This window comes from Streptomyces chiangmaiensis (assembly GCF_036281785.1).
GTDB classification, from domain to species: domain Bacteria; phylum Actinomycetota; class Actinomycetes; order Streptomycetales; family Streptomycetaceae; genus Streptomyces; species Streptomyces chiangmaiensis.
In genome coordinates, this window is record NZ_JAYWVC010000156.1 from 1 (window position 1) to 19,370 (window position 19,370).

The following is a 19,370-nucleotide window of genomic DNA, read 5'->3' on the forward strand; positions in this document are numbered from 1 at the left end:
TCCGGTCGTCCGGTCGTCCGGTCGTCCGTTCGTCCGGACACCGTGGCTCCGGCCGGCCGGCAGAAGAACGCGAGTGCGAGGGGGCGTGTGACGTGACGAGTCCCTCGGCCGCGGCGCCACCGTCCGGAACGAATGACCGGGCCGCGATAACCGCGGGGGAGCAGCCGAGGGCACCGAACCCGCTCGTCTCGGCGAAGTCGCCCGACTCCCCGGCGACCACGGCTGTTCGCGTGGCCCCGGGCCGGTTCACGCGTGGGTTCGGGACGTGTGCGGGGGTGATCGTGCCGGAGCTTTCCGGATGCCGCGAGGGCATGGGAAAGTTTGCTTCATTTCCAACGGGCTTTACCGTCAATGACTTTCATCCGGCCTGGTCGGCGGCCATTGGCGTCGCCCCGGCACACCCCGCGTCACCCGTCGCGGCAACAGGTGTCACGACCTGCCTCCGTCGGGGCCCGCGGGCGACTAGGCTCGATGCTTGTACGTCGTTTGGGCGATCTGGGGAGGTACCGGGATGACGGAGGCACGGCCCGGCGGGGCCGCCTCGGCTTCCCTGTGGGAACGCGACGCGGAACTCGCCGTCGTCACCGAGTCGGTCGACGCCCTGCGCGACGACTCCTCGCCGACGGAGATGGGGAGCCTGCTGATGTTCGGTGGGGAGGCCGGCATCGGCAAGACCGCGCTCCTCGCCGAGACGCGCCGTATCGCCGAGCGGCGCGGATGCACAGTGTGGTCGGCGCGCGGCGGTGAGACCGTCACGTCCGTTCCGTTCAATGTCGTACGGCAGTTGCTGCAGCCCGCGCTCGTCTCCCTGATGCCGGAGGAGGCGCGCGAGTACCTGGGCGACTGGTACGAGGTCGCCGGCCCCGCCCTCGGGATAACCGATCCCGGTGAGCGGCAGGCCGACCCGCAGGGCGTGTACGACGGGCTGGTCGCGGCCGTCTCCCGGCTCGCCAAACGGGAATGGCCGCTCGTCCTGCTCATCGACGATGCGCACTGGGCCGACCAGGAGACCCTCCGCTGGCTGGCCGCCTTCTGCGAGCGCCTCGACGAACTGCGCGTACTCGTCGTGGTTGCACGCCGGCCCGGGGAGGTCTCCGGGGAGAGCGCACGCCACCTGGACGCGATCGCCGCAGCGGCCCGCCGTCCGGTCAGCACCCTGATCGCGCTCACCCCCGATGCCACTGGCGGACTCACCCGGGCCACCGTCGGTGCACACGCCGACGCCCCGTTCTGCCGCGAGGTGTGGGCCGTGACCGGGGGCAACCCCTACGAAACGGTCGAACTCCTCGCCAAGGTGCAGGACAGCCAGCTCGAGCCGGTCGAGTCGTCCGCCGCGGAACTGCGTGCCCTGAACCGCTCGGCCCGCGGCCACGGCCTGGTGGCCCGGCTCGAAGGCCTCGGTATCGAGGCCACCCGGTTCGCCTGGGCGGCGGCCATCCTCGGCACCGGCATCACCGTGGACCTGGTGGCCCGCCTCGCCACGATGCGCCCCGCGGAGGCGGTGCGCTGCGCCGAACTCCTCAGCGCGGCCCGCATCCTCACCGAGCCGGATCCGGCGAACCGTCAGGCGGACGGCGGCGAGCTGGAGTTCGTGCACCCGCTGATCGCCAGCGCCGTCTACCGGTCGATCCCCGACGGACTGCGTACCGCGATGCACGGAATCGCCGCGCAGGTCGTGACCGACACAGGGCTCGGCGCGGCGGCTGCCTCCCGTCACCTTCTCGAGGTCCACCCGGACGACGACGAGGAACTCGTCGAGCAGATGCGTGAGGCCGCACGCGAACACCTCGCGGTCGGCGCGCCCGAGGCCGCCCGCCGCTGTCTCGAGCGTGCCCTGGTGGAGCCCCCGCTGCCCGAGGTCCACCCCCATGTGCTCTACGAACTGGGCTGCGCCACGCTGCTGACCTCGCCCGCGACCACCATCGAGTACCTCCAGGCGGCACTCGCCATGCCGGGGCTGGAGGGCGACGACCGAGTGAGCGCCGTCTACCGTCTGTCCCAGGCCCTGCTGCACAACGACCAGCTGGACGAGGCCATCCGTACCGTCGACGAGGAGGCCGCCCGGCTCGAACCCGGCCCCTCGCGCATGCGCCTGCAGGCCGTGCACTACATGTGGGAGGGCATCCACGCGGCCGAGGAGGACTCTCCGGCCCGCTCCCGCGAGCTGGCCGAACTCGCCGCCACCTGCACCGGACGCGACAATTCCGAGCGCGCGCTGCTCATTCTGCGCGGCTTCGACGCGATGACCCACGGCGAGAGCGCCGAGGAGGTCGTGGAGCTGTGCGACCGTGCCCTCGTCAACGGCCGCCTGGCTCCCGGACTCGGCTGGACCGACAGCGCGTGGGGTATCGAACTGCTGCTGATGCTCGGCAGCGCCTATGCCTACACGGACCGCCTCGACCGCGCCGAGAGCCTGTTCACCGAGGCCCTGCGCGCCTACGAGGCCGCCGGCTGGAGTGGCGGCCACCTCTCCCTGGCCCATGCCTACGTCGGGCTCGCCCACCGCAGGCGGGGCCGTCTGAGGGACGCGGAGACCTCCTTGCGCGAGTCACTGCGCCTCGCCGAACGCGTGGGCCGCGGACTGCCCCTGTACTGGTCGGCGACCTGTGGACTCGTCGACACCCTGCTCGCCCGCGGGCGCGTGGACGAGGCCTGGTCGATCGCGGAGCGATACGGCTTCGCACCGCCCTACCCGTCCACGATCGTGCTGCCCGACACCCGCTCCGTGCGCGGCCGGCTGCTGATCGCCGTAGGCCGGACCAAGGAGGGTGTGAACGAGCTGGAGGCCGCCGAGAAGGCCTGCGCCGGACGGGGCCGCAATCCGGTTCTGGCGCCCTGGGCGGGTGACCTCGCCCGCGCGCTGGTCGCCGACGATCCCCACCGCGCGGCCGAACTGGCCGCGACCGCCCGGCAGCAGGCCGAGCACCTGGGCACCGACACGGCGATCGGCGAGGCCCTCCGCGTCGCCGCCACCCTGGAGACGGGTCAGCGCGCGGTGGCGCTGCACGCCCGGGCAGTGACCTACCTGGAGTCCTCGCCCTGTGCCTATGAGCACGCGGCGGCCCGTGTCGAGTACGGGATCGCCGCGAAATCGGTCGCCGAGCTGATCCGCGGGCTGACGCTCGCCCGGTCGTGCGGCGCCGACGGCCTGGTGGCGCGGGCGCAGGAGGTGCTGGACCACGGCAGGGGGCTGCGCTGACGCTTCGCTACAGCGCGAGCAGTCGATCGGTCACGACCTCCAGGCGCTGTCGCGTCTCCCGGTCGTACGCCCGCTCGTGCGCCCGTGAGGGACGGGTGCCGTCGAAGTAGCCGCCGGTGCCCAGGTCCCGGGTCGCCAGGGCAAGGACGCCGGGCGCGCCGTCCGCGACACTGTTCCACGGGGTGATGCCGCCCTCGCGGACCATCGCGGTGTCCATGTAGGTCGCCGGGTGCAGGACGTTGACCGAGACACCAGTGCCCCGCACTTCCTCGGCCAGGGTGAACGTGTACGCGGCCAGGGCGAACTTGCTGCGGCAGTACGCCGAGACACCGCTGTAGCCGTGGGCCAGCTCCGGGTCGTCGAAGTCCAGCGGCTCCTGACCCGCCGAGCCCACGTTGACGATCCGGGCCGGGGCACTCGCTCGCAGTACCGGCAGCAGCGCGCGGGTGAGTACGACCGGCGCCAGGTAGTTGACGGCGAGTCGCAGCTCGTGCCCGTCGGCGCTGACCTCGCGTCCGGAGCCGCGCGGACCGCCGCCCACACCCGCGTTGTTGATCAGGACGTCGAGGCGAGGGTGCGCGGCGCCCACCTCTTCGCCGAGCCGCCGCGCCTCGGCGAGCGAGGCCAGGTCCGCGACGAAGCCCTGCGCCTCGCCCTCGGTGCGCAGCTCCTCGACGAGCCGTTCGGTGCGGCCCGCGTCCCGTCCGTGGGCGAGGACGAGGTGTCCCGAGCGGACCAACTCGAAGGCGATGTACCGGCCGAGACCGGAGGTGGCCCCGGTGATCAGAACAGTGGACATACCTCCACCCTAGGCACGGGCCGGCGGTGGGTGAGAGGCACTGCTGAAGCTACGACCAACAGGATCACCCTCCCACCGAGTCCTCCTCCGCGAGCACGCGCTGGGCCACCGCGAACGCCGAGTTCGCCGCCGGAACGCCACAATAGACAGCGGTCTGCAGCAGGACGGCGCCGATCTCCTCCGGCGTCAGCCCGTTGTGCCGGGCCGCCCTGACGTGCATGGCCAGCTCGTCGTGGTGCCCCTGAGCGACCAGGGCGGTCAGCGTGATCATGCTGCGTTCCCGGCGCGAGAGCGTGCGATCCGTCCAGACCTCGCCCCAGGCACAGCGTGAGATGAAGTCCTGGAAGCGGGCGGTGAAGGGGGTCTGGCGCGCCTGCGCCCGGTCCACGTGCGCGTCGCCGAGGACCTCGCGGCGCACCTCCATGCCGAAGCCGGAGGTCCCCGAGAAATGCGCCCGCAGCGCCGTCAGGACGGCCTTCGGGCACTGCGCGGGCGCCAGGTGCGCGGCACCCGGGATCTCGACCAGCGCGGCACCCGGTACCGAGTCCGCGATCTCTCGTAGGTGTGCCGGCGGCGTCGCCGCATCCTTGCGACCCGCGATCAGCAGCGTCGGCACGGTGATCGACGGCAGCCGGTCACGGATGTCGAAGGCGGCCAGTGCGTCGCAGCAGGCGGCGTACGCGGCCGGGTCGGCGTCCCGGTGGTCCTGCACGAGCCGCGGCACGGTGAACCCGTCCGTGAACCAGCGGGCGTCGGCGGTCGCCGCGACCGGCGCCAGTCCCTCCCGGCGGACCAGTGCGGCCCTCTCCTCCCACGGCCTCGCGCCATTGAAGTGCGCGGACGAGCAGACGACGGCGAGCGACGAGATCCGCTCGGGGTGGTGCACGGCGAGATGCAGCCCCACCGCGCCGCCGAGCGACACCCCGGCGTAGGCGAACCGCTCCACGCCCAGGGAGTCGGCGAGCGCCAGCACCAGCCCCGCGAGGTCGGCGACCGTCGCGCCGGGGCCGATCAGGTTCGGCGCCGAACCGCCGTGGCCGGGCAGATCCCAGCGGATCACTCGGTGATCGGCGGACAGCTCGGGCGCGACCTTGTCCCACAGGGCGTAGGAGGTGCCCAGCGACGACCCGAGGAACAGCGGGGGAGCGGTGGCGGCGCCCTCGGCTCGGTGGTGCGGCAGATTGTCGGTCACGAACGCTCCAGAGCACGGTCGGTGAGGGTCGCGGCGGAGCCGGTGTACTGAGCAGGGTCGGTGAGCCCTTCGAGGTCGAGTTCCTTCAACCCGGTTTCCTCAGTGAGCAGTTGTGCGAATTTTTGGCCTTCCGTATGGGCGCGCCGGGCGGCCTCGATGAGCAGCTCCTTGGCGCGGCCGTGGCCCAGCAGCGGGGCCAGTTTCGCCGCCAGTCGCTCGGAGACGATCAACCCGTGGGTGAGCGCGAGGTGTTCGCGCATGGTCTCCGCGTTCACCCGCAGGCCGTCGGCCAGTTCCGCGCCGTCGCGGGCGGCTCCGCCGACGAGCCGCAGCAGATCGCGCAGCGGCTCCCACTCGGCGTGCCAGGCCCCGGCGGGGCGTTCGTCCTCGGCGGTCAGCGATCCGTACAGCGTGGCGGCGAGCTGCGGCGCCCGCCGGGCGGCCGCCGCGACCAGTGTCGCCCGAACGGGATTCGCCTTGTGCGGCATGGCGGAGGACCCGCCGCCCGTGCCCTCGCCGACCTCGGCGATCTCGGTACGGGACAGCGTCAGCACGTCCGCGGCGAGCTTGCCCAGCGCTCCGGCCGTGAAGGCGAGTGCGCCCGCGAGATCGGCGATCGGAGTACGCAAGCTGTGCCAGGGCAGTGCCGGTTCGGCGAGCCCGAGTTCTTGTGCGTACGCGGCCGTGAGCGCCCGTGGGTCGTCCGCGCCGTATGCGGTGAACGCGGCCAGGGTGCCGGCCGCGCCGCCGAGTTGGGCGGGCAGACCGTCCCGCACGGCCCGTACGCGGTCCCGGGCGTCCAGCACCAGGGACCGCCAGCCCGCCGCCTTCAGCCCGAACGTCGTCGGCACGGCGTGCTGGGTGAGCGTCCGCCCGGGCATGACCGTGTCCCGGTGGTGCGCGGCGAGCCGGGCCAGCGCCGTCTGTGTGCGCTCCAGGTCGGCCAGGACCGGGTCCAGCGTGCGCACGCCGACCAGCATCGTCGCCGTGTCCAGGATGTCCTGGCTGGTGGCGCCCCGGTGCACGTACGGCCCGTACGGAGTGCCCACCGCCTTCGTCAGATCGGCGACCAGGGGGATGACCGGGTTCCCGTCCGCCCGGGCGCGCCGGGCGAGGGAGCGCACGTCGAAGCGGTCCGTACGAGCCGCCTCGGCCACCGCAGTCGCCGCCGCCTCGGGAGCCAGCCCGCATGAGGCCTGGGCCCGGGTCAGTGCGACTTCCGCGTCGAGCATGGCCCGCAGATAGGCGGTGTCGCTCGTCGCGTCCCCGGCGGGGGAGCCAGACCACCCGGGAGCGAGCAAGCCGGTGTCGGAGCAGTCGGGTGTCACTGGAACTCCAGGAAGACCGTCTCGCCTTCACCCTGAAGGCGGATGTCGAATCGGTACGTGCCGTTGCCCTCGGCCGCGGCGATCAGCGTGCCGCGGCGATCCTCGTCGATCCGGGAGAGCAGTGGGTCGGCGGCGAGCGCGGCTTCGTCGCCGGGCAGATAGATCCGGGTGAACAGGTGGGTGAGCAGGCCCCGGGCGAAGACGCACATGCTGATGTACGGGGCGCTGTGGCCGCGCGCGCCGGGCCTCAGCGTACGGGCGTACCAATGGCCGTTCGCGTCGGTCTGGACACGGCCCCAGCCGGTGAACTCCACCCCGCTGCGGCCCAGATGGCCACCGGTCGCCGGGTCGCGCCGGATCGAGCCGTCGACCGCGGGGAGGTTGCCGTCCGGGTCGGGCCCCCACAGTTCCACGAGGGCGTCCGGCAGGGGGCTGCCCTCTCCGTCGTGGACATATCCCAGGAGGGCGATCGTGTCCGGGTGGCCGATCGGCGCGATGTCACCGCCGCCCGGGAACGGCAGCGCGTATCCGTAGAAGGGGCCGACCGTGTGCGAGGGAGTGGGCAGCACGCTCTCCGGCCTGCTTGTGTCGATCTTCGTCATGGCAGGTCAGCGTCCTTCCTCGATCAAGGTGGCGGTCGGGCCGTCGAGCACGATGTCCCAGTGATAACCGAGCGAGAACTCCGGCACCGACAGGCTGTGGTCGTAGGTCGCGACCAGCCGCTGCCGGGCGGCGTCGTCCGTCACGGACTGCAGGATCGGGTCGTACGGGAAGAGCGGGTCGTTCGGGAAGTACATCTGCGTCACGAGCCGTTCAGTGAACGCGCTCCCGAAGAGGGAGAAATGGATGTGGGCCGGGCGCCAGGCACCCACGTGGTTGCGCCAGGGGTACGGGCCGGGCTGGATGGTGGTGAAGCGGTAGAAGCCGGTGTCGTCGGTGAGCGTTCGGCCCACGCCCGTGAAGTTGGGGTCCAGCGGGGCGTCGTGCTGCTCGCGCCGATGCGCGTACCGTCCGGCGGAGTTGGCCTGCCAGATCTCGATGAGCTGGCCGCGTACCGGGCGTCCGGTGCGGTCGAGCAGACGTCCGGAGACGCTGATCCGCTCGCCGATGGGCTCACCCCGGTGGTGCCTGGTGAGATCGTTGTCGATCTCGGTGATGTCGCGCTCGCCGAAGGCCGGGGAGGACAGCTCCACCAGCTCCGGGTCCTGGGTGACGTCTATCGTGACCGGCGGCTGCTCGGGGTGACGCAGCACGGACGATCGGTAGGGAGCGTAGTCGCGGCGCGGGTGGTGCTCGACGGGCGCGCCGCCGGCGACCCGCTTTTCGTAGGCGGCGTGTTCGGCCGCGATCTCGACGTCGATGTCGTGCTGAGTGAGAGCCATGTGGGTTCCTGACGTTCGAGGATGAGGACGAGGCCCCGGCCCGCTCCGCTACACCCGGGGGCGATGCCGGTGCAGGGGGTGCGAGGGGGCGAGCTGGTGGGCAACGGTGCGGTTCTCCTCGTCGGCGCCGTCGGCGAAGGACCGTCCCTCAGTTCCTGTGCGGCCCGGGCCGCCATCTGCTCGCGAGTCCAGGCCATCAGCCCTGCAATTAATCAGCACACTGAGTAGTTCCCTGAGTTAGTTTTCACGCTGCCACTGTCGGGAGAGCGGCGTCAAGGCCCTGATTACTGTCTTGCTGTTCCTGTGCGCCACTGTCGGACGGCCGCCGCATCACCCGGTATCGTTCAGTGCACCGACCAAAACGACCGTGGGAGCGCGCATGGCCGCGGTGGATCTCTCCACCCACCCGGGGCACCTGGCCCGGCGGTTGCAGCAGGCGCACTACCTGCTGTGGAACACGATGGTCTCCGAGGAGATCACCTCGCCGCAGTTCGCGGTCCTCAACGCGCTCGTCGCCGAGCCCGGGCTCGATCAGCGGACCGTGGGCGAACGTGTGGGTCTCGACCGGTCCACCGTCGCCGAGGTGATCAGCCGGCTGAGCCGTCGCGGCCTCCTGGACAAGGTCCGCGACCCGCAGGACGGCCGCCGCTTCCTGCTGCGCCTCACGGACGAGGGAGCACGGACGCATCGCAGGCTGACCGTGCGCACGGCCCGGATGAACCGGGTCTTCCTGGCGCCTCTCTCCGCCGAGGAGCAGACCCTGTTCTTCGACCTCGTCCGACGCGTCTCGGAGGCCGCCGAAGGGCTGCGCGACCCGGCGGCGCCCCTCACCGGGGTCGAGGCCTGACGAAGTCCGCCGAGCGGACCCCCGCGCAGTACCGTGCAGGGCAAGGGGGTCCGGCTGGGCCGCCGTGCGGTCCCCGATCGAGAGGATCAGCGATGGCGTCCGAGGCGGAACGCATGGGGATGAGAACCGTGCAGCGGGCGATCGACATCCTCCAACTCTTCGACGAGAGCCGTCCCACGCTGTCGATCCGTGAGATCGTCGCCGCGTCGGGACTGCCCAAGACCACCGCGCTCCGTCTGCTGGGGACGCTCCGGCTCAACGGTCTGCTCTGGGTCGACGAACACGGCCGCTACCTGGCGGGGCCCGCCCTGCTGCGCTGGTCCCGGCTCGCCGAGCGGGCCTGGCGGCTGCCGCCCGCGGCCGGGGTGATCCTGCGTGAACTGGCCGCCGAGCACGGGGAGACGGTGCACCTGCACGTGCGCCGCGACATCCGCCGCGTCTGCATCGCCCAGGAAGAGGGTCCGCAGTCCCTGCGGCAGGTCGTCCGCGTCGGGGACGAGCTGCCGCTGTGGGCGGGCGGTGTCTCCAGGGCGCTGCTGCTCGACGCTCCGGAGGCTCTGCTGTGCCGGGTCGCGGAGACCTCGCCGTACGGGGCCGCCCATCTGGACACGCTGCACGCCCGGATCGAGGAGGCGCGGGACCTCGGCTACGCCACCAGTCACGGCGAGTACGAAGAGGGCCTCTCGGCGGTGGCCGTGCCGGTGCGGGGGCGCGGCGGGGCGGTGGCCGCGGCCCTCTCCTTCGGCGGGCCCAGCACCCGTTTCACCGATGAGCGGGTACGGCACTTCGCGGACGGGCTCAGGGCTGCGGCGCGTGAGCTGGCTCTGGTGGGGCTGCCGTTCGAAGGGTGAGCGGCCCAGGTGGTCCGTTCAGCGGACCGGGTGCGCCATTGCCCGGATCGTCGGCTTAGACTGGCTGTGTCCGTAGCGCCCCTGTATGCGTACCCGGAAGGAAGGCGGCACCACCGTGGACCGCACCGTCGTCACCCGAACCCCGCGCACCTCCGCCGACTGGTGGGTCACCGCCGACCAGGCGCGGCACGCGGCGCAGAGCGGACTCGCGGGGGCCGCGATGGCACCGGACCTGCTCCGCACGCTCGCCGAACTCGACCGGGCCCGCCGCGAAACGGTGGTGGCGGTCGGTGCCGCCGTGGAGGCGCTGCTCGAAGGCGGTGTCGCGTGGGAGGCGATCGCGGCGGCCCTGGGATTCGACTCGGCCGAGGAGGGCCGTCAGGCGCTCGCCGCCGCCCGCGAGGACGCGGCCGTCGCGATCGAGCGCCGGCTGGGCCGCCGGGCGTAGGCACCCCCTGCGGAGGGTCCCGCGGTCGCCGCGGGCCGGCCGTCCGAAGACCCGCTCACGCCTTCGCGAGCACGACCCACACCTGCCCCTTCGCGAAGTTCATCGGCGCGCCGTCCGTCGTCGTGAACCGGGTGCCGTCCGTCGCGGAGGGTCGCTGCCAGTGGGCGTCGAACACCCTTCCGTCGCGCAGCACTTGGGCCCTTCCGGAGCCCACGGTCTCCGAGTAGGGCGAGTTGTTGCCGAGGACGTCGTGGAAGTGCGAGGCGCGCACCCGCACGTACTGCACCACCACCGTGGCCGGGGCCACCCGCGCGCCGTCCGGCGTCACCGTCGGCGTCCCGTCCATCGCCACGAGCCAGCTGTGCTGCCGCGCGGACCAGGTGAACGTGAAGCGGGCCGAGGGGAAGCGGACCGTGCGCGTGGTCTCAGGAGTCCCGCCCGACGGTGCGGCACCGAACCGGAACCCGGTCGTGAGCGCGGCGGCTCCGGGAGCGGACCTCAGCAGCCGCTGCGGCCGCAGATAGAGGTTGTGCGGTGCGACCTTGCCGCCGGCCCGGAAGTAGGCACCGGAGTTCTTGTCGGGCGGTTCCGGGGTCAGGGGGGCCTTGTCGATGAGGGGCAGGAGTTTGTGCTGGGCTCCCGAGAACGCGAGCGTCGGATCATGGAACTGCCGCAGCACTTCCAGATCCGACTCACGGGCACTGCGCACCGGGCCGACCACCGAGGGCAGCTTGGTCGCGAACACCGCCATCAGCCGGCTGAGGCCACCCTCGACCTGCTCCGCATAGACGATGTCCGCCTGGTCCAGGCCCGTCTGGGGACGAGCCGCGGGTACGTTGTCGATCTTCACAGCAAGCAGCGGACCGGCCGGTGCCGCGGAGGTCCGGTCGCCGTCCTGCGGGTGCCGCCCCGGCTGCTCGCCCCGCGCGTCGGCCCTGCCGCCCCCCGAACTGCAGCCCGCCAGCAGCGAGCCCGTCAGGGCGACGGTCAGCAGCGCGGCCGTCGCCGCACCGCGTCGCATCCGCGCAATCTGTCGCATGCCCACCGTTCCACCATGCCCGTGCCATCGCTTGTGTGCTCATTGTTCATTGATGTCCATACCCGTTCTCTTCCGCTCGTGTGCGTCGCGCAGGGCGATCGGTTCGGCGGGGCGCAAGGGCGAGGGGCGGCGCCGTCGGGGGCGTCAGTCCGGCGTGCCGAGGATCTCCGCGAGGTCGTAGCGCACCGGTTCCTCCAGCTGCGCGTACGTGCAGCTCTCGGGGGTGCGGTCCGGGCGCCAGCGGCGGAAGCGCGCGGTGTGCCGGAAGCGCACCCCGTTCTCCATGTGGTCGTAGGCCACCTCGGCCACCCGCTCGGGCCGCAGCGGTACCCAGGAGAGGTCCTTCTTCCCCGACCAGCGGCTGGGCGCGCCGGGCAGCCTGGCCGTCTCGTGCGCCACCTCGTCCGACCATGCTGCCCACGGGTGCCCCGTGACCTCCTCCATCCGCAGCGGCTCCAGCTCCTGCACCAGCTCGGCGCGCCGCTTCATCGCGAACGCGGCGGTCACCCCCACGTGCTGGAGGGCGCCCCGGTCGTCGTACAGCCCGAGCAGCAGCGAACCCACCACCGGCCCGCTCTTGTGGAAGCGGTAGCCGGCCACCACGACGTCCGCCGTGCGCTCGTGCTTGACCTTGAACATCACGCGTTCGTCCGGCCGGTAGGGCAGGGTGAGCGGCTTGGCGATCACTCCGTCCAGGCCCGCGCCCTCGTACTGCCGGAACCACTGCTCCGCCACCGCCCGGTCCGTCGTGGCCGGTGCGAGGTGCACGGGCGGCGTCACCGCCGACAGCGCCCTCTCCAGCCGGGCGCGCCGGTCGCTCAGCGGGATCTCGAGCAACGAGGAGTCGTCCAGCGCCAGCAGATCGAACGCCACGAAGGAGGCCGGGGTCTTCAGCGCGAGCATCCGCACCCGGGAGTCGGCCGGATGGATCCGCTCCGTCAGCGCGTCGAAGTCGAGATGCCCCTCCCGCGTGATCACGATCTCGCCGTCCAGCACACACCGCTCGGGCAACCGCTCCCGCAGGGCCTCGACCAGCTCGGGAAAATATCTGGTCAGAGGCTTTCCGGTGCGGCTGCCCAGCTCGACCTCGGCGCCGTCCCGGAAGACGATCGCCCGGAACCCGTCCCACTTCGCCTCGTACTGCATGTCCGGCGGGATCGTGGCCACGGACTTGGCGAGCATCGGCTTCACGGGCGGCATCACCGGCAGATCCATGCCTTCGATTCTCCTGCCTTGCGATGCGGTTCGCCCGGTGTGCGTGGCCCGGTCCCTGCGCCTACCGTGTCACGCATGGGCAATGCGGTGGAGTTGGAGGTGGCAGGCAGGACGGTACGGCTGTCCAGCCCGGACAAGGTCTTCTTCCCGGAGCGCGGCTTCACCAAGCTCGACCTCGCGCGCTACTACGTGGCCGTCGGTCCGGGCATCCTGCGCGCCCTGCGCAACCGACCCACCACGCTCGAGCGGTACCCGGACGGCGTGTCGGGCGAGTCCTTCTTCCAGAAGCGGGCGCCGAAGAACCTGCCCGACTGGATCCCCACCGCCCACATCACCTTTCCCAGCGGCCGCAGCGCCGACGAGATGTGCCCCACCGAGAAGGCGGCCGTCGTCTGGGCCGCGCAGTACGGGACGCTGACCTTCCACCCGTGGCCGGTGCGCCGTGACGACGTGGACCACCCCGACGAACTGCGCATCGACCTCGACCCGCAGCCCGGCACCGACTTCGCGGACGCGGTGCGCGCCGCACACGAACTGCGCGCCGTCCTTGATGAGTTCGGCGGACTGCGGGGCTGGCCCAAGACCTCCGGCGGCCGGGGACTGCATGTCTTCGTGCCCATCGAGCCGCGCTGGACCTTCACCCAGGTGCGCCGCGCCGCGATCGCCGTCGGGCGTGAACTCGAACGCCGGATGCCGGCGCACGTGACCATTGCCTGGTGGAAGGAGGAGCGGGGCGAGAGGATCTTCGTCGACTACAACCAGACCGCTCGCGACCGCACCGTCGCCTCGGCCTACTCCGTCCGCCCCCAGCCGTACGCCCCGGTGTCCGCGCCGCTGCGCTGGGAGGAGGTCGACGACGCGGTGCCACGCGACTTCGACCTGGAGACCATGCCCCGGCGGTTCGCCGAAGTCGGCGACGTCCACGCCGACATGGACGACCATTCCTACTCCCTCGAGGCGCTCCTCGAACTCGCCCGCCGTGACGAACACGACCATGGCCTGGGCGACCTGCCCTATCCGCCCGAGTATCCGAAGATGCCGGGCGAGCCCAAACGGGTGCAGCCGAGCCGTGCGCGACGGGAAGGCAAGCCGGCGAGCACCGAGGCGCGGGTCGGGTCGCGGAAGAAGCCCGGGAACTCCGACACGCCAGGCGGCGCCGGCAGGCCCGACGGGCTCGAGGACCCGGCGGTCCCGGAGGATCCCGCGTCCCCTTGAGCGCCGGCCGGGTCCGGATCGGAATCGGCGGCAACTCGACCAGAGGTAGGACCGAAATACTACGAATTTGGCTATCTGTGCGCATAAAATCACGCTGTGCCGCTACCGTCACTTTTGTTCATCCCGGCGGCGCGCCTCCGTGATTTCCCGTACAGGATGGGGGAACCCGCCATGAACAGACGCAGCTTCCACCGGAGGATGCTGCTGGGCGGTACGGCCGTCGCGACATCGCTGAGCCTGGGGCCGGAGTCCGTCGGCGACGACAAGCGCGTGAGAATCGCGCGCGCCGGCGGTGAGGTCAGACGCCTGAGGGTGTACGCCGAGAAGCTGGCGGACGGCCGGATGGGCTACGGCTTCGCCCGGGGGCAGGCAACCGTCCCCGGCCCGTTGATCGAGCTCAACGAGGGCGACACGCTGCACATCGAGCTCGTGAACACCTTGGACGTCGCGGCGAGTCTCCATGTGCACGGACTCGACTACTCGATCACCAACGACGGGACGAGGTCGTCCAGGAGCAGCGTGGAGCCGGGCGGCAGTCGCATCTACACCTGGCAAACGCACACCCCCCGTCGCCGTGAGGACGGGACCTGGCGAGAGGGCAGTGCGGGCTACTGGCATTACCATGACCACGTCGTGGGCACGGACCACGGCACGGGCGGCATCCGCAAGGGCCTGTACGGGCCGGTGATCGTACGCCGCGTGGGCGACATCCTCCCGGACAAGACGTTCACGATCGTGTTCAACGGCATGATGATCAATCAGCACGAACACGAGGGTCCCAACCTGCTGGCGACGGTCGGGGAGCGCGTCGAGTTCGTGATGATCACGCACGGCGACATGTACCACACGTTCCATCTGCACGGTCACCGATGGGCGCACAACCGCACGGGACTCCTCACCGGACCGGACGACCCGAGCCAGATCGTCGACAACAGGATCGTGGGTCCGGGGGACTCCTTCGGCTTCCAGGTGGTCGCAGGCGAGAACGGCGGTCCCGGAGCCTGGATGTACCACTGCCATGTGCAGCGGCACGCCGACCATGGAATGGTGGGCTTCTTCATCGTGAAGAGGGCGGACGGGACGATTCCCAAGTACGAACCGCACAAGCACAAGGCCTCGTCCGGCCGGTGATGTTGCCGGCGAGGGTGTCGAGGACGAGCGCGAGCGAGGAGACCGGCAGCGTTCTCCGCCGGCCCGTTCCAGGGTCGGTCGTGGCCACCCCGGCCCGGGTGAGCGGGTGGCTCGCGCTCTCCCGGTGATGCCGGGGAGTGCAGGCCCGGGCACGTGGGTGGGGCGGAGCGTGGTCGGCCGTCCATGAACGCCATCGATGTGCGCCGGGGCCCGGGGCCCGTGATCGGGTGCCATGCGCTGGAAGCGCTCTCAGTGCCGTGGGCCCGCCAGGGCTATCCTGATCGGCAACCGTCGAGGAGGAGTCCCTCAGTGACCGAGACCGCGCCCCGACCCACGCTCGAGGCGGTGGCTGCGCGGGCCGGGGTCTCGCGGGCCACCGTGTCCCGGGTGGTCAACGGCGGGCAGGGGGTGCGCGAGCCGCTCGTCGAGCGGGTGCGCCGCGCCGTCGAGGAACTCGGCTACGTCCCGAACCAGGCGGCGCGCAGCCTGGTGACCAAACGGCACGACGCGGTCGCCGTGGTGATCGCCGAACCGGAGACCCGGGTCTTCGCCGACCCCTTCTTCGCCCTGCAGTTGCGGGGGATCAGCAAGGAATTGACGGCCCACGACTCCCAGTTGGTGCTGCTGCTCACTGGAGGGCGCGCCGACCACGCCAGGGTCGGGCGCTATCTCGCCGGCGGACATGTCGACGGCGCCCTCGTCTTCTCGCTGCACTTCGACGACCCATTGCCGGAGCTGGCGCAGCGTGCCGGGGTGCCGACGGTGTTCGGCGGCCGGCCCGGCTGGGGCGAAGGCACCCGCAGTGCCGTGTACGTGGACAGCGACAACCGGGGCGGGGCCCGCGATGCCGTGCGCCATCTCGTGGGCCTCGGCCGTGGGCGCGTCGCGCACATCACCGGCGCCCTGGGCCAGACCTCCGCCGTGGACCGGCTCGACGGCTTCCGGGACGTCATGGTCGACGTCGATCCGCGTCTGATCGTCGAAGGGGACTTCACTCCGGCCGGCGGCGAACGCGCCATGCGACTGCTGCTGGAGCGCTGCCCGGACCTCGACGCCGTTTTCGCCGCCAACGACCTGACCGCCTCCGGAGCCCTGCGCGTGCTGCGTGCGCAGGGGCGCCGGGTGCCCGAGGACGTCGCCGTCGTCGGCTTCGACGACATGCTGCCGGTCGCCGAGCAGACCGACCCGCCTCTGACAACGATCCGTCAGGACATCGAGGAAATGGGCCGGTTGATGGCCAGCCTGCTGTTCCGGGCCCTCGAGCGACGGGGTGGCGGGAGTTACCGGGACGCCGGGTCCGGTGTGGGCGGTGGGCCGTCCAGCGTCGTGCTGCCGACGACGCTGGTGCGGCGGGCGTCCGCCTGAACCGCCGGCCGGCGGTTCAGGAGCCGACGGTCACGGTGAAGCGCTTCGGGTTCCCGTCGTACGCCGCGCCCGAGACGTCCGGCCGGCCGTCCGGGCGGACGTCGTCGTACGGGAAGGCATAGCCGATCGGTGAGTTGGCGTGCACCACGCGCGCCCAGTGGTTGGTGACCGCGCCCTGGTAGTAGTCGGCGCTGGTCGCACCGTTCGGCTGGTCGGGATGGGTGAGCATCAGCGAGCGGTTGAAACCGGCGGCGAGACGGGCGAGAAGACCCTTCTTGTCGTCGGCGTTGCCCGGGTTGTTGGCGAACGGGCCGTGGTTGCAGGTGAAGACGTCCCTCGAGGTGGGCTTGGCGAAGGTGTGCCCGCCGGTGAAGGCGAGCGTCTCACCGCTGACCCTGCCGGTGAACACGCCCCGGCCGCCCTGCAGGTCGATCCTCAGGTCGGTGCCACGGTACTTCTGCCAGACCTCGTCGATGTAGGCGGTCCACAGGTCGCGGAACGGCATCCTGTCGGGCCGGTCGAAGTACGGCGCCATGAGATTCTGCGGAGAGATGACCCGCAGGACCTCTCCGCCGGGACCGTGGACCACGAGCCCGTCCCAGGGGTGCCCGTCCTTCGCGGCCTGCGCCGTGAGATCAGAGGCGATCCTGCCCACCGCCCCGTCGGGCAGGGGTGCGACGGTGTGCGTGGCGTCGCCTTCCAGGGTGAGCCCGATGGGGAGGGCGGTCACCAGGTCGACATAACTGATGTTCGCGTACAGCTGGGCGGAGTTGAACGTGAACTCGCAGAACGACCAGGTCTTGGCGTAGTTGACGTCGGCGGGTGTCGCGAACGCCGGCTCGACCAGGGCCGGGCCCGGGTTGAGGAAAAAAGCCAGGGTGTCATCGCGCACCGAAGTAGATCCGGGCGCCGTACATCTGAGGCAACGTCAATACCGTGGCCGGGGAACCCGCCGGTCCCAGCGGAATGGAACAGTCGACGGGCAGTGGGATCTGCGGGGCGGACGGTGAACTGGGCCGGTAGACGCTGCCGTCGGCCCGCAGCAGCATCCAGGCGCCCGTCGGCTGCTCGTGCCCGGTGACGTACGCACGGACGGTGCCGGCCAACGAGGCGTTGTGCAGGGCGAGTTGGCAGGTCGTCGGAGCTGCCTGGGCGATGCCGGAGGCGAGGGCAGCGGTACCGACAGAGGAAGTGGCGGCTGCGGCGGCTCCGGTCAGAAACACACGACGCGATATCACGAGTCGTCTCCTGGGGTGTGGGGGGAGTGCAGGGGGAGCGGGTGTTCGTGGGGGTGTCTCCCTGCGGTGCGTTCCACTGTTCCCAGGGACGGTTGAGGCGTCAAGGGTGATGACTGAGAGCGCTCTCGAAAACGGTGCGCCTTCACGAGCTGACGGCGGGCGACGGTGGCCGGGGGCGGCGTGGCGTCGACGTGTCGGGAAAGGCACAGGTGCGCGAGGAGGTGATCCCCGGCTCGCGCACCTGGCCGACTGCGACGGCGTCAGCCCTGGTCGGGCTGGGGCGGCGCGCTCTTGATGACCGCGAACCGCGCACCGTACGGGTCGGCGAGTCGGGCGATGCGGCCCACGCCCTCCAGATCCGTCGCGGGCATCCGGACGGTGCCGCCGAGCTCCTGAGAGGCGCTCACCGTCGTGTCCGTGTCCGTGACTTCGAAGTACGGCATCAGATAGGCACCCGATTCCGACTCCGTGGGATCGTCGGCCAGCGGGACCAGTCCGCCGAACATGGTCTCCGAGCCGCCGCCTTCAGGGTTGATGCAGGTGTAAGTGCCGCCGGGGAAGGGCACGCCCTCGGTCTCCCAGCCCAGTACCTGGTGGTAGAACGCGGCGGCGCGCGCGATGTCCGGTGTGAACAGCTCGATCCAGCACAGCGAGCCCGGCTCCCCGGCCACGTCGATACCCTTGGTCCGGCCCGGCTGCCAGATGCCGAAGGGCACACCCGCGGTGTCGGCGAGAATGGCCATGTGGCCCTCGCCCATGACGTCCATGGGCCGGACGAGTACGCTGCCGCCGGCCTGCTCGGCCTTCTTGGCGGTGGCCTCGGCGTCGGGACTGCGGAAGTAGACGGTCCAGGACGGCGGGCCCTGTGCGGAAGTGGTCTGCATACCGCCGGCGGACGTCTTTCCGGCGAGCTGGAAGAAGCCGTAGCCTCCGGATTCGGGACCCGCCGACTGGAACTGCCAGCCGAAGAGACCACGGTAGAAGGAGATGGCCCCGCCGATGTCGGGGGTGCCGACATCCAGCCAGTTCGGGGCTCCGTTGACGAAACGGGTCGTGAGCATGACTGCATCCTTCGAGGTTCCCGTTGCCTGCACTGCCGAGTCTTGCACCGCCCACGGTGACGCGCCGCCGGGATGACGCGAGAGTCTGTGTATGACGGGTGGCTGACGGGTGCTGTCGGTTTTCGGCCGAGGATTTTCCGCGCGCCGCCGTGCCCGGGTCGGCCGGGACGCGACATCATCGGGTTCTGCACGGCGCCGGGTGCGCCGTTGATCCCGCGTTGATCGAACGTTTGTCGCCGCGCGGCACGATCTCGGCCATGCACATCGAAGCGATCACTGCGTCCGACATCGCCTGGCAGGAGCAGGCACTGTGTGCGCAGACGGGGGTGGATTTCTTCTTCCCCGAGCCCGGAAGCTCGGTGCGGGAGGCGAAGCGCATCTGCGCGCTGTGCGAGAGCCGGACCGCGTGCCTGGAGTTCGCGCTCGCCCATGACGAACGGTTCGGCGTCTGGGGCGGGCTGTCCGAGAAGGAACGGATGCGCCTGCGCAGGTCGGAGGAGAACGGATGGGATCGACCGGTCCGATGACGGGTACGGGAGTGCCGCCGAGAGGCGTTGTGCGGGTCCGCCGGGTCCGCGCGGCCTTCGCCGCCGGAATCAGCGGGCGTTCCTGAGGGCTACCCGAAGCGACACCGTGGCGGGGGTGCCGGGCGGGCAGCTACGAGTCCGGGTCGTGGCCCGTGTCCTCCGTCCGGATGCGCGCCGGAGGGCTCGGGACGATGCTGGAGGTATGTCCGGAAGGGCCCCTGTCATCGTTCATCCGCCGTCGGGCACCGGCGGCCGTCGGGTGACCACGCGCGGGGAGAGCCTGGGGATGGCCTTCTCCGACGAGGACCTGATCGAGTTTCTCGGCCGCGCCGGGCTCCCCGACGCCGAAGACGTGCTCGACGACCCGTCGTGGGTCAAGTGGCGCGGCGCGGACGCGCACCACTACGAGGCCGCGTAGCGGCAACCCCCTACGAGGCCGCGTAGGAGACGCGTGCGTCGGTTCGCGTGCGGCGATGCCGTATGCCGCCGGATGGTGGTCATGCTCGCCCGAGTGCCCGAGTGCCCGAGTGCCC

General features: G+C 71.3%; 17 protein-coding genes and 1 pseudogene. 9 read left to right on the plus strand and 9 right to left on the minus strand.

Translation table 11 applies throughout. From position 1 onward, the window contains the following. Nucleotides 1–511: 511 nt before the first annotated feature. Nucleotides 512–3,199, plus strand: a complete 2,688-nt coding sequence (locus VXC91_RS31820) for an ATP-binding protein (protein WP_329510812.1) — start codon at nt 512–514, stop codon at nt 3,197–3,199. A 7-nt stretch (nt 3,200–3,206) separates the two neighbouring features. Here the strand turns inward: VXC91_RS31820 and VXC91_RS31825 are convergent, their stop codons facing one another. The 5 genes from VXC91_RS31825 to pcaH form a co-directional block, all read right to left on the minus strand. Beyond that, on the minus strand, nt 3,207–3,998 hold the full coding sequence (locus VXC91_RS31825; RefSeq protein ID WP_329510813.1) for an SDR family NAD(P)-dependent oxidoreductase: 792 nt from the start codon (nt 3,996–3,998) through the stop codon (nt 3,207–3,209). A gap of 64 nt (nt 3,999–4,062) precedes the next feature. Further along, nucleotides 4,063–5,190, minus strand: a complete 1,128-nt coding sequence (gene pcaDC / locus VXC91_RS31830; protein ID WP_329510814.1) for a bifunctional 3-oxoadipate enol-lactonase/4-carboxymuconolactone decarboxylase PcaDC — start codon at nt 5,188–5,190, stop codon at nt 4,063–4,065. Further along, the gene (pcaB, locus tag VXC91_RS31835; protein ID WP_329510815.1) at nt 5,187–6,518 is read right to left on the minus strand and encodes a 3-carboxy-cis,cis-muconate cycloisomerase; all 1,332 of its coding nucleotides are present in this window, start codon (nt 6,516–6,518) and stop codon (nt 5,187–5,189) included. The genes pcaDC and pcaB overlap by 4 nt, the downstream gene beginning before the upstream one ends. Next, nucleotides 6,515–7,120 (minus strand): protocatechuate 3,4-dioxygenase subunit alpha, encoded by a 606-nt coding sequence (pcaG, locus tag VXC91_RS31840; RefSeq protein ID WP_329510816.1) that lies wholly within the window; start codon nt 7,118–7,120, stop codon nt 6,515–6,517. Before pcaG ends, pcaB begins: the two co-directional genes overlap by 4 nt. Before the next feature lie 6 nt (nt 7,121–7,126). Beyond that, nucleotides 7,127–7,900, minus strand: coding sequence for a protocatechuate 3,4-dioxygenase subunit beta (gene pcaH / locus VXC91_RS31845; RefSeq protein ID WP_329510817.1), 774 nt, complete (start codon nt 7,898–7,900; stop codon nt 7,127–7,129). A gap of 379 nt (nt 7,901–8,279) precedes the next feature. Between pcaH and VXC91_RS31850 the strand changes: the two genes are divergently transcribed. The 3 genes from VXC91_RS31850 to VXC91_RS31860 all read left to right on the plus strand — a co-directional run bounded on the left by VXC91_RS31850 (nt 8,280) and on the right by VXC91_RS31860 (nt 10,046). Beyond that, nucleotides 8,280–8,747 carry a MarR family winged helix-turn-helix transcriptional regulator gene (locus VXC91_RS31850; RefSeq protein ID WP_329510818.1) on the plus strand — a complete coding sequence of 156 codons (468 nt, stop codon included), beginning with the start codon at nt 8,280–8,282 and terminating at the stop codon, nt 8,745–8,747. Between the two features lie 113 nt (nt 8,748–8,860). Then, the gene (locus tag VXC91_RS31855; protein ID WP_329510819.1) at nt 8,861–9,598 is read left to right on the plus strand and encodes an IclR family transcriptional regulator; all 738 of its coding nucleotides are present in this window, start codon (nt 8,861–8,863) and stop codon (nt 9,596–9,598) included. A gap of 85 nt (nt 9,599–9,683) precedes the next feature. Further along, on the plus strand, nt 9,684–10,046 hold the full coding sequence (locus VXC91_RS31860; RefSeq protein ID WP_329510820.1) for a hypothetical protein: 363 nt from the start codon (nt 9,684–9,686) through the stop codon (nt 10,044–10,046). Between the two features lie 55 nt (nt 10,047–10,101). Here VXC91_RS31860 and VXC91_RS31865 read toward each other — a convergent pair whose 3' ends face one another. Both VXC91_RS31865 and VXC91_RS31870 read right to left on the minus strand, forming a co-directional pair. Beyond that, the gene (locus VXC91_RS31865; RefSeq protein ID WP_329510821.1) at nt 10,102–11,085 is read right to left on the minus strand and encodes a DUF3048 domain-containing protein; all 984 of its coding nucleotides are present in this window, start codon (nt 11,083–11,085) and stop codon (nt 10,102–10,104) included. Between the two features lie 144 nt (nt 11,086–11,229). Next, on the minus strand, nt 11,230–12,300 hold the full coding sequence (locus tag VXC91_RS31870; RefSeq protein WP_329510822.1) for an ATP-dependent DNA ligase: 1,071 nt from the start codon (nt 12,298–12,300) through the stop codon (nt 11,230–11,232). A gap of 75 nt (nt 12,301–12,375) precedes the next feature. Between VXC91_RS31870 and ligD the strand changes: the two genes are divergently transcribed. The 3 genes from ligD (at nt 12,376) to VXC91_RS31885 (ending at nt 16,011) form a co-directional block, all read left to right on the plus strand. Beyond that, nucleotides 12,376–13,515 (plus strand): non-homologous end-joining DNA ligase, encoded by a 1,140-nt coding sequence (gene ligD, locus VXC91_RS31875; protein WP_329510823.1) that lies wholly within the window; start codon nt 12,376–12,378, stop codon nt 13,513–13,515. A gap of 171 nt (nt 13,516–13,686) precedes the next feature. Continuing rightward, nucleotides 13,687–14,646 (plus strand): multicopper oxidase domain-containing protein, encoded by a 960-nt coding sequence (locus tag VXC91_RS31880; protein ID WP_329510824.1) that lies wholly within the window; start codon nt 13,687–13,689, stop codon nt 14,644–14,646. A gap of 309 nt (nt 14,647–14,955) precedes the next feature. After that, entirely contained in the window at nt 14,956–16,011 is a 1,056-nt protein-coding gene (locus tag VXC91_RS31885; protein ID WP_329510825.1) for a LacI family DNA-binding transcriptional regulator, read from the plus strand. Nucleotides 16,012–16,027: 16 nt separating this feature from the next. Here VXC91_RS31885 and VXC91_RS31890 read toward each other — a convergent pair. Continuing rightward, nucleotides 16,028–17,249, minus strand: a pseudogene (locus tag VXC91_RS31890) (glycoside hydrolase family 64 protein). A gap of 260 nt (nt 17,250–17,509) precedes the next feature. Further along, complete coding sequence (locus VXC91_RS31895; RefSeq protein ID WP_329510826.1) at nt 17,510–18,310, minus strand: VOC family protein; 801 nt, start codon at nt 18,308–18,310, stop codon at nt 17,510–17,512. Between the two features lie 257 nt (nt 18,311–18,567). On the opposite strand from VXC91_RS31895, the gene VXC91_RS31900 reads away from it, so the two are divergent. Together VXC91_RS31900 and VXC91_RS47145 are read left to right on the plus strand one after the other, a co-directional pair. Further along, a complete protein-coding gene (locus VXC91_RS31900) occupies nt 18,568–18,837 on the plus strand; it encodes a WhiB family transcriptional regulator (protein ID WP_329510827.1) in 270 nt (89 codons plus the stop codon). A 286-nt stretch (nt 18,838–19,123) separates the two neighbouring features. Beyond that, the gene (locus VXC91_RS47145; RefSeq protein WP_374202911.1) at nt 19,124–19,255 is read left to right on the plus strand and encodes a hypothetical protein; all 132 of its coding nucleotides are present in this window, start codon (nt 19,124–19,126) and stop codon (nt 19,253–19,255) included. Nucleotides 19,256–19,370: the final 115 nt, after the last annotated feature.

What these genes read in the sequence shown, in the direction of transcription:
- VXC91_RS31820 (WP_329510812.1), top strand. Translation starts at nt 512, where the DNA reads ATGACGGAGGCACGGCCCGGCGGGGCCGCCTCGGCTTCCCTGTGGGAA.
- VXC91_RS31825 (WP_329510813.1), bottom strand. Translation starts at nt 3,998, where the DNA reads ATGTCCACTGTTCTGATCACCGGGGCCACCTCCGGTCTCGGCCGGTAC.
- pcaG (WP_329510816.1), bottom strand. Translation starts at nt 7,120, where the DNA reads ATGACGAAGATCGACACAAGCAGGCCGGAGAGCGTGCTGCCCACTCCC.
- pcaH (WP_329510817.1), bottom strand. Translation starts at nt 7,900, where the DNA reads ATGGCTCTCACTCAGCACGACATCGACGTCGAGATCGCGGCCGAACAC.
- VXC91_RS31850 (WP_329510818.1), top strand. Translation starts at nt 8,280, where the DNA reads ATGGCCGCGGTGGATCTCTCCACCCACCCGGGGCACCTGGCCCGGCGG.
- VXC91_RS31855 (WP_329510819.1), top strand. Translation starts at nt 8,861, where the DNA reads ATGGGGATGAGAACCGTGCAGCGGGCGATCGACATCCTCCAACTCTTC.
- VXC91_RS31860 (WP_329510820.1), top strand. Translation starts at nt 9,684, where the DNA reads ATGCGTACCCGGAAGGAAGGCGGCACCACCGTGGACCGCACCGTCGTC.
- VXC91_RS31865 (WP_329510821.1), bottom strand. Translation starts at nt 11,085, where the DNA reads ATGCGACAGATTGCGCGGATGCGACGCGGTGCGGCGACGGCCGCGCTG.
- VXC91_RS31870 (WP_329510822.1), bottom strand. Translation starts at nt 12,300, where the DNA reads ATGGATCTGCCGGTGATGCCGCCCGTGAAGCCGATGCTCGCCAAGTCC.
- ligD (WP_329510823.1), top strand. Translation starts at nt 12,376, where the DNA reads ATGGGCAATGCGGTGGAGTTGGAGGTGGCAGGCAGGACGGTACGGCTG.
- VXC91_RS31880 (WP_329510824.1), top strand. Translation starts at nt 13,687, where the DNA reads ATGAACAGACGCAGCTTCCACCGGAGGATGCTGCTGGGCGGTACGGCC.
- VXC91_RS31895 (WP_329510826.1), bottom strand. Translation starts at nt 18,310, where the DNA reads ATGCTCACGACCCGTTTCGTCAACGGAGCCCCGAACTGGCTGGATGTC.
- VXC91_RS31900 (WP_329510827.1), top strand. Translation starts at nt 18,568, where the DNA reads ATGCACATCGAAGCGATCACTGCGTCCGACATCGCCTGGCAGGAGCAG.
- VXC91_RS47145 (WP_374202911.1), top strand. Translation starts at nt 19,124, where the DNA reads ATGGCCTTCTCCGACGAGGACCTGATCGAGTTTCTCGGCCGCGCCGGG.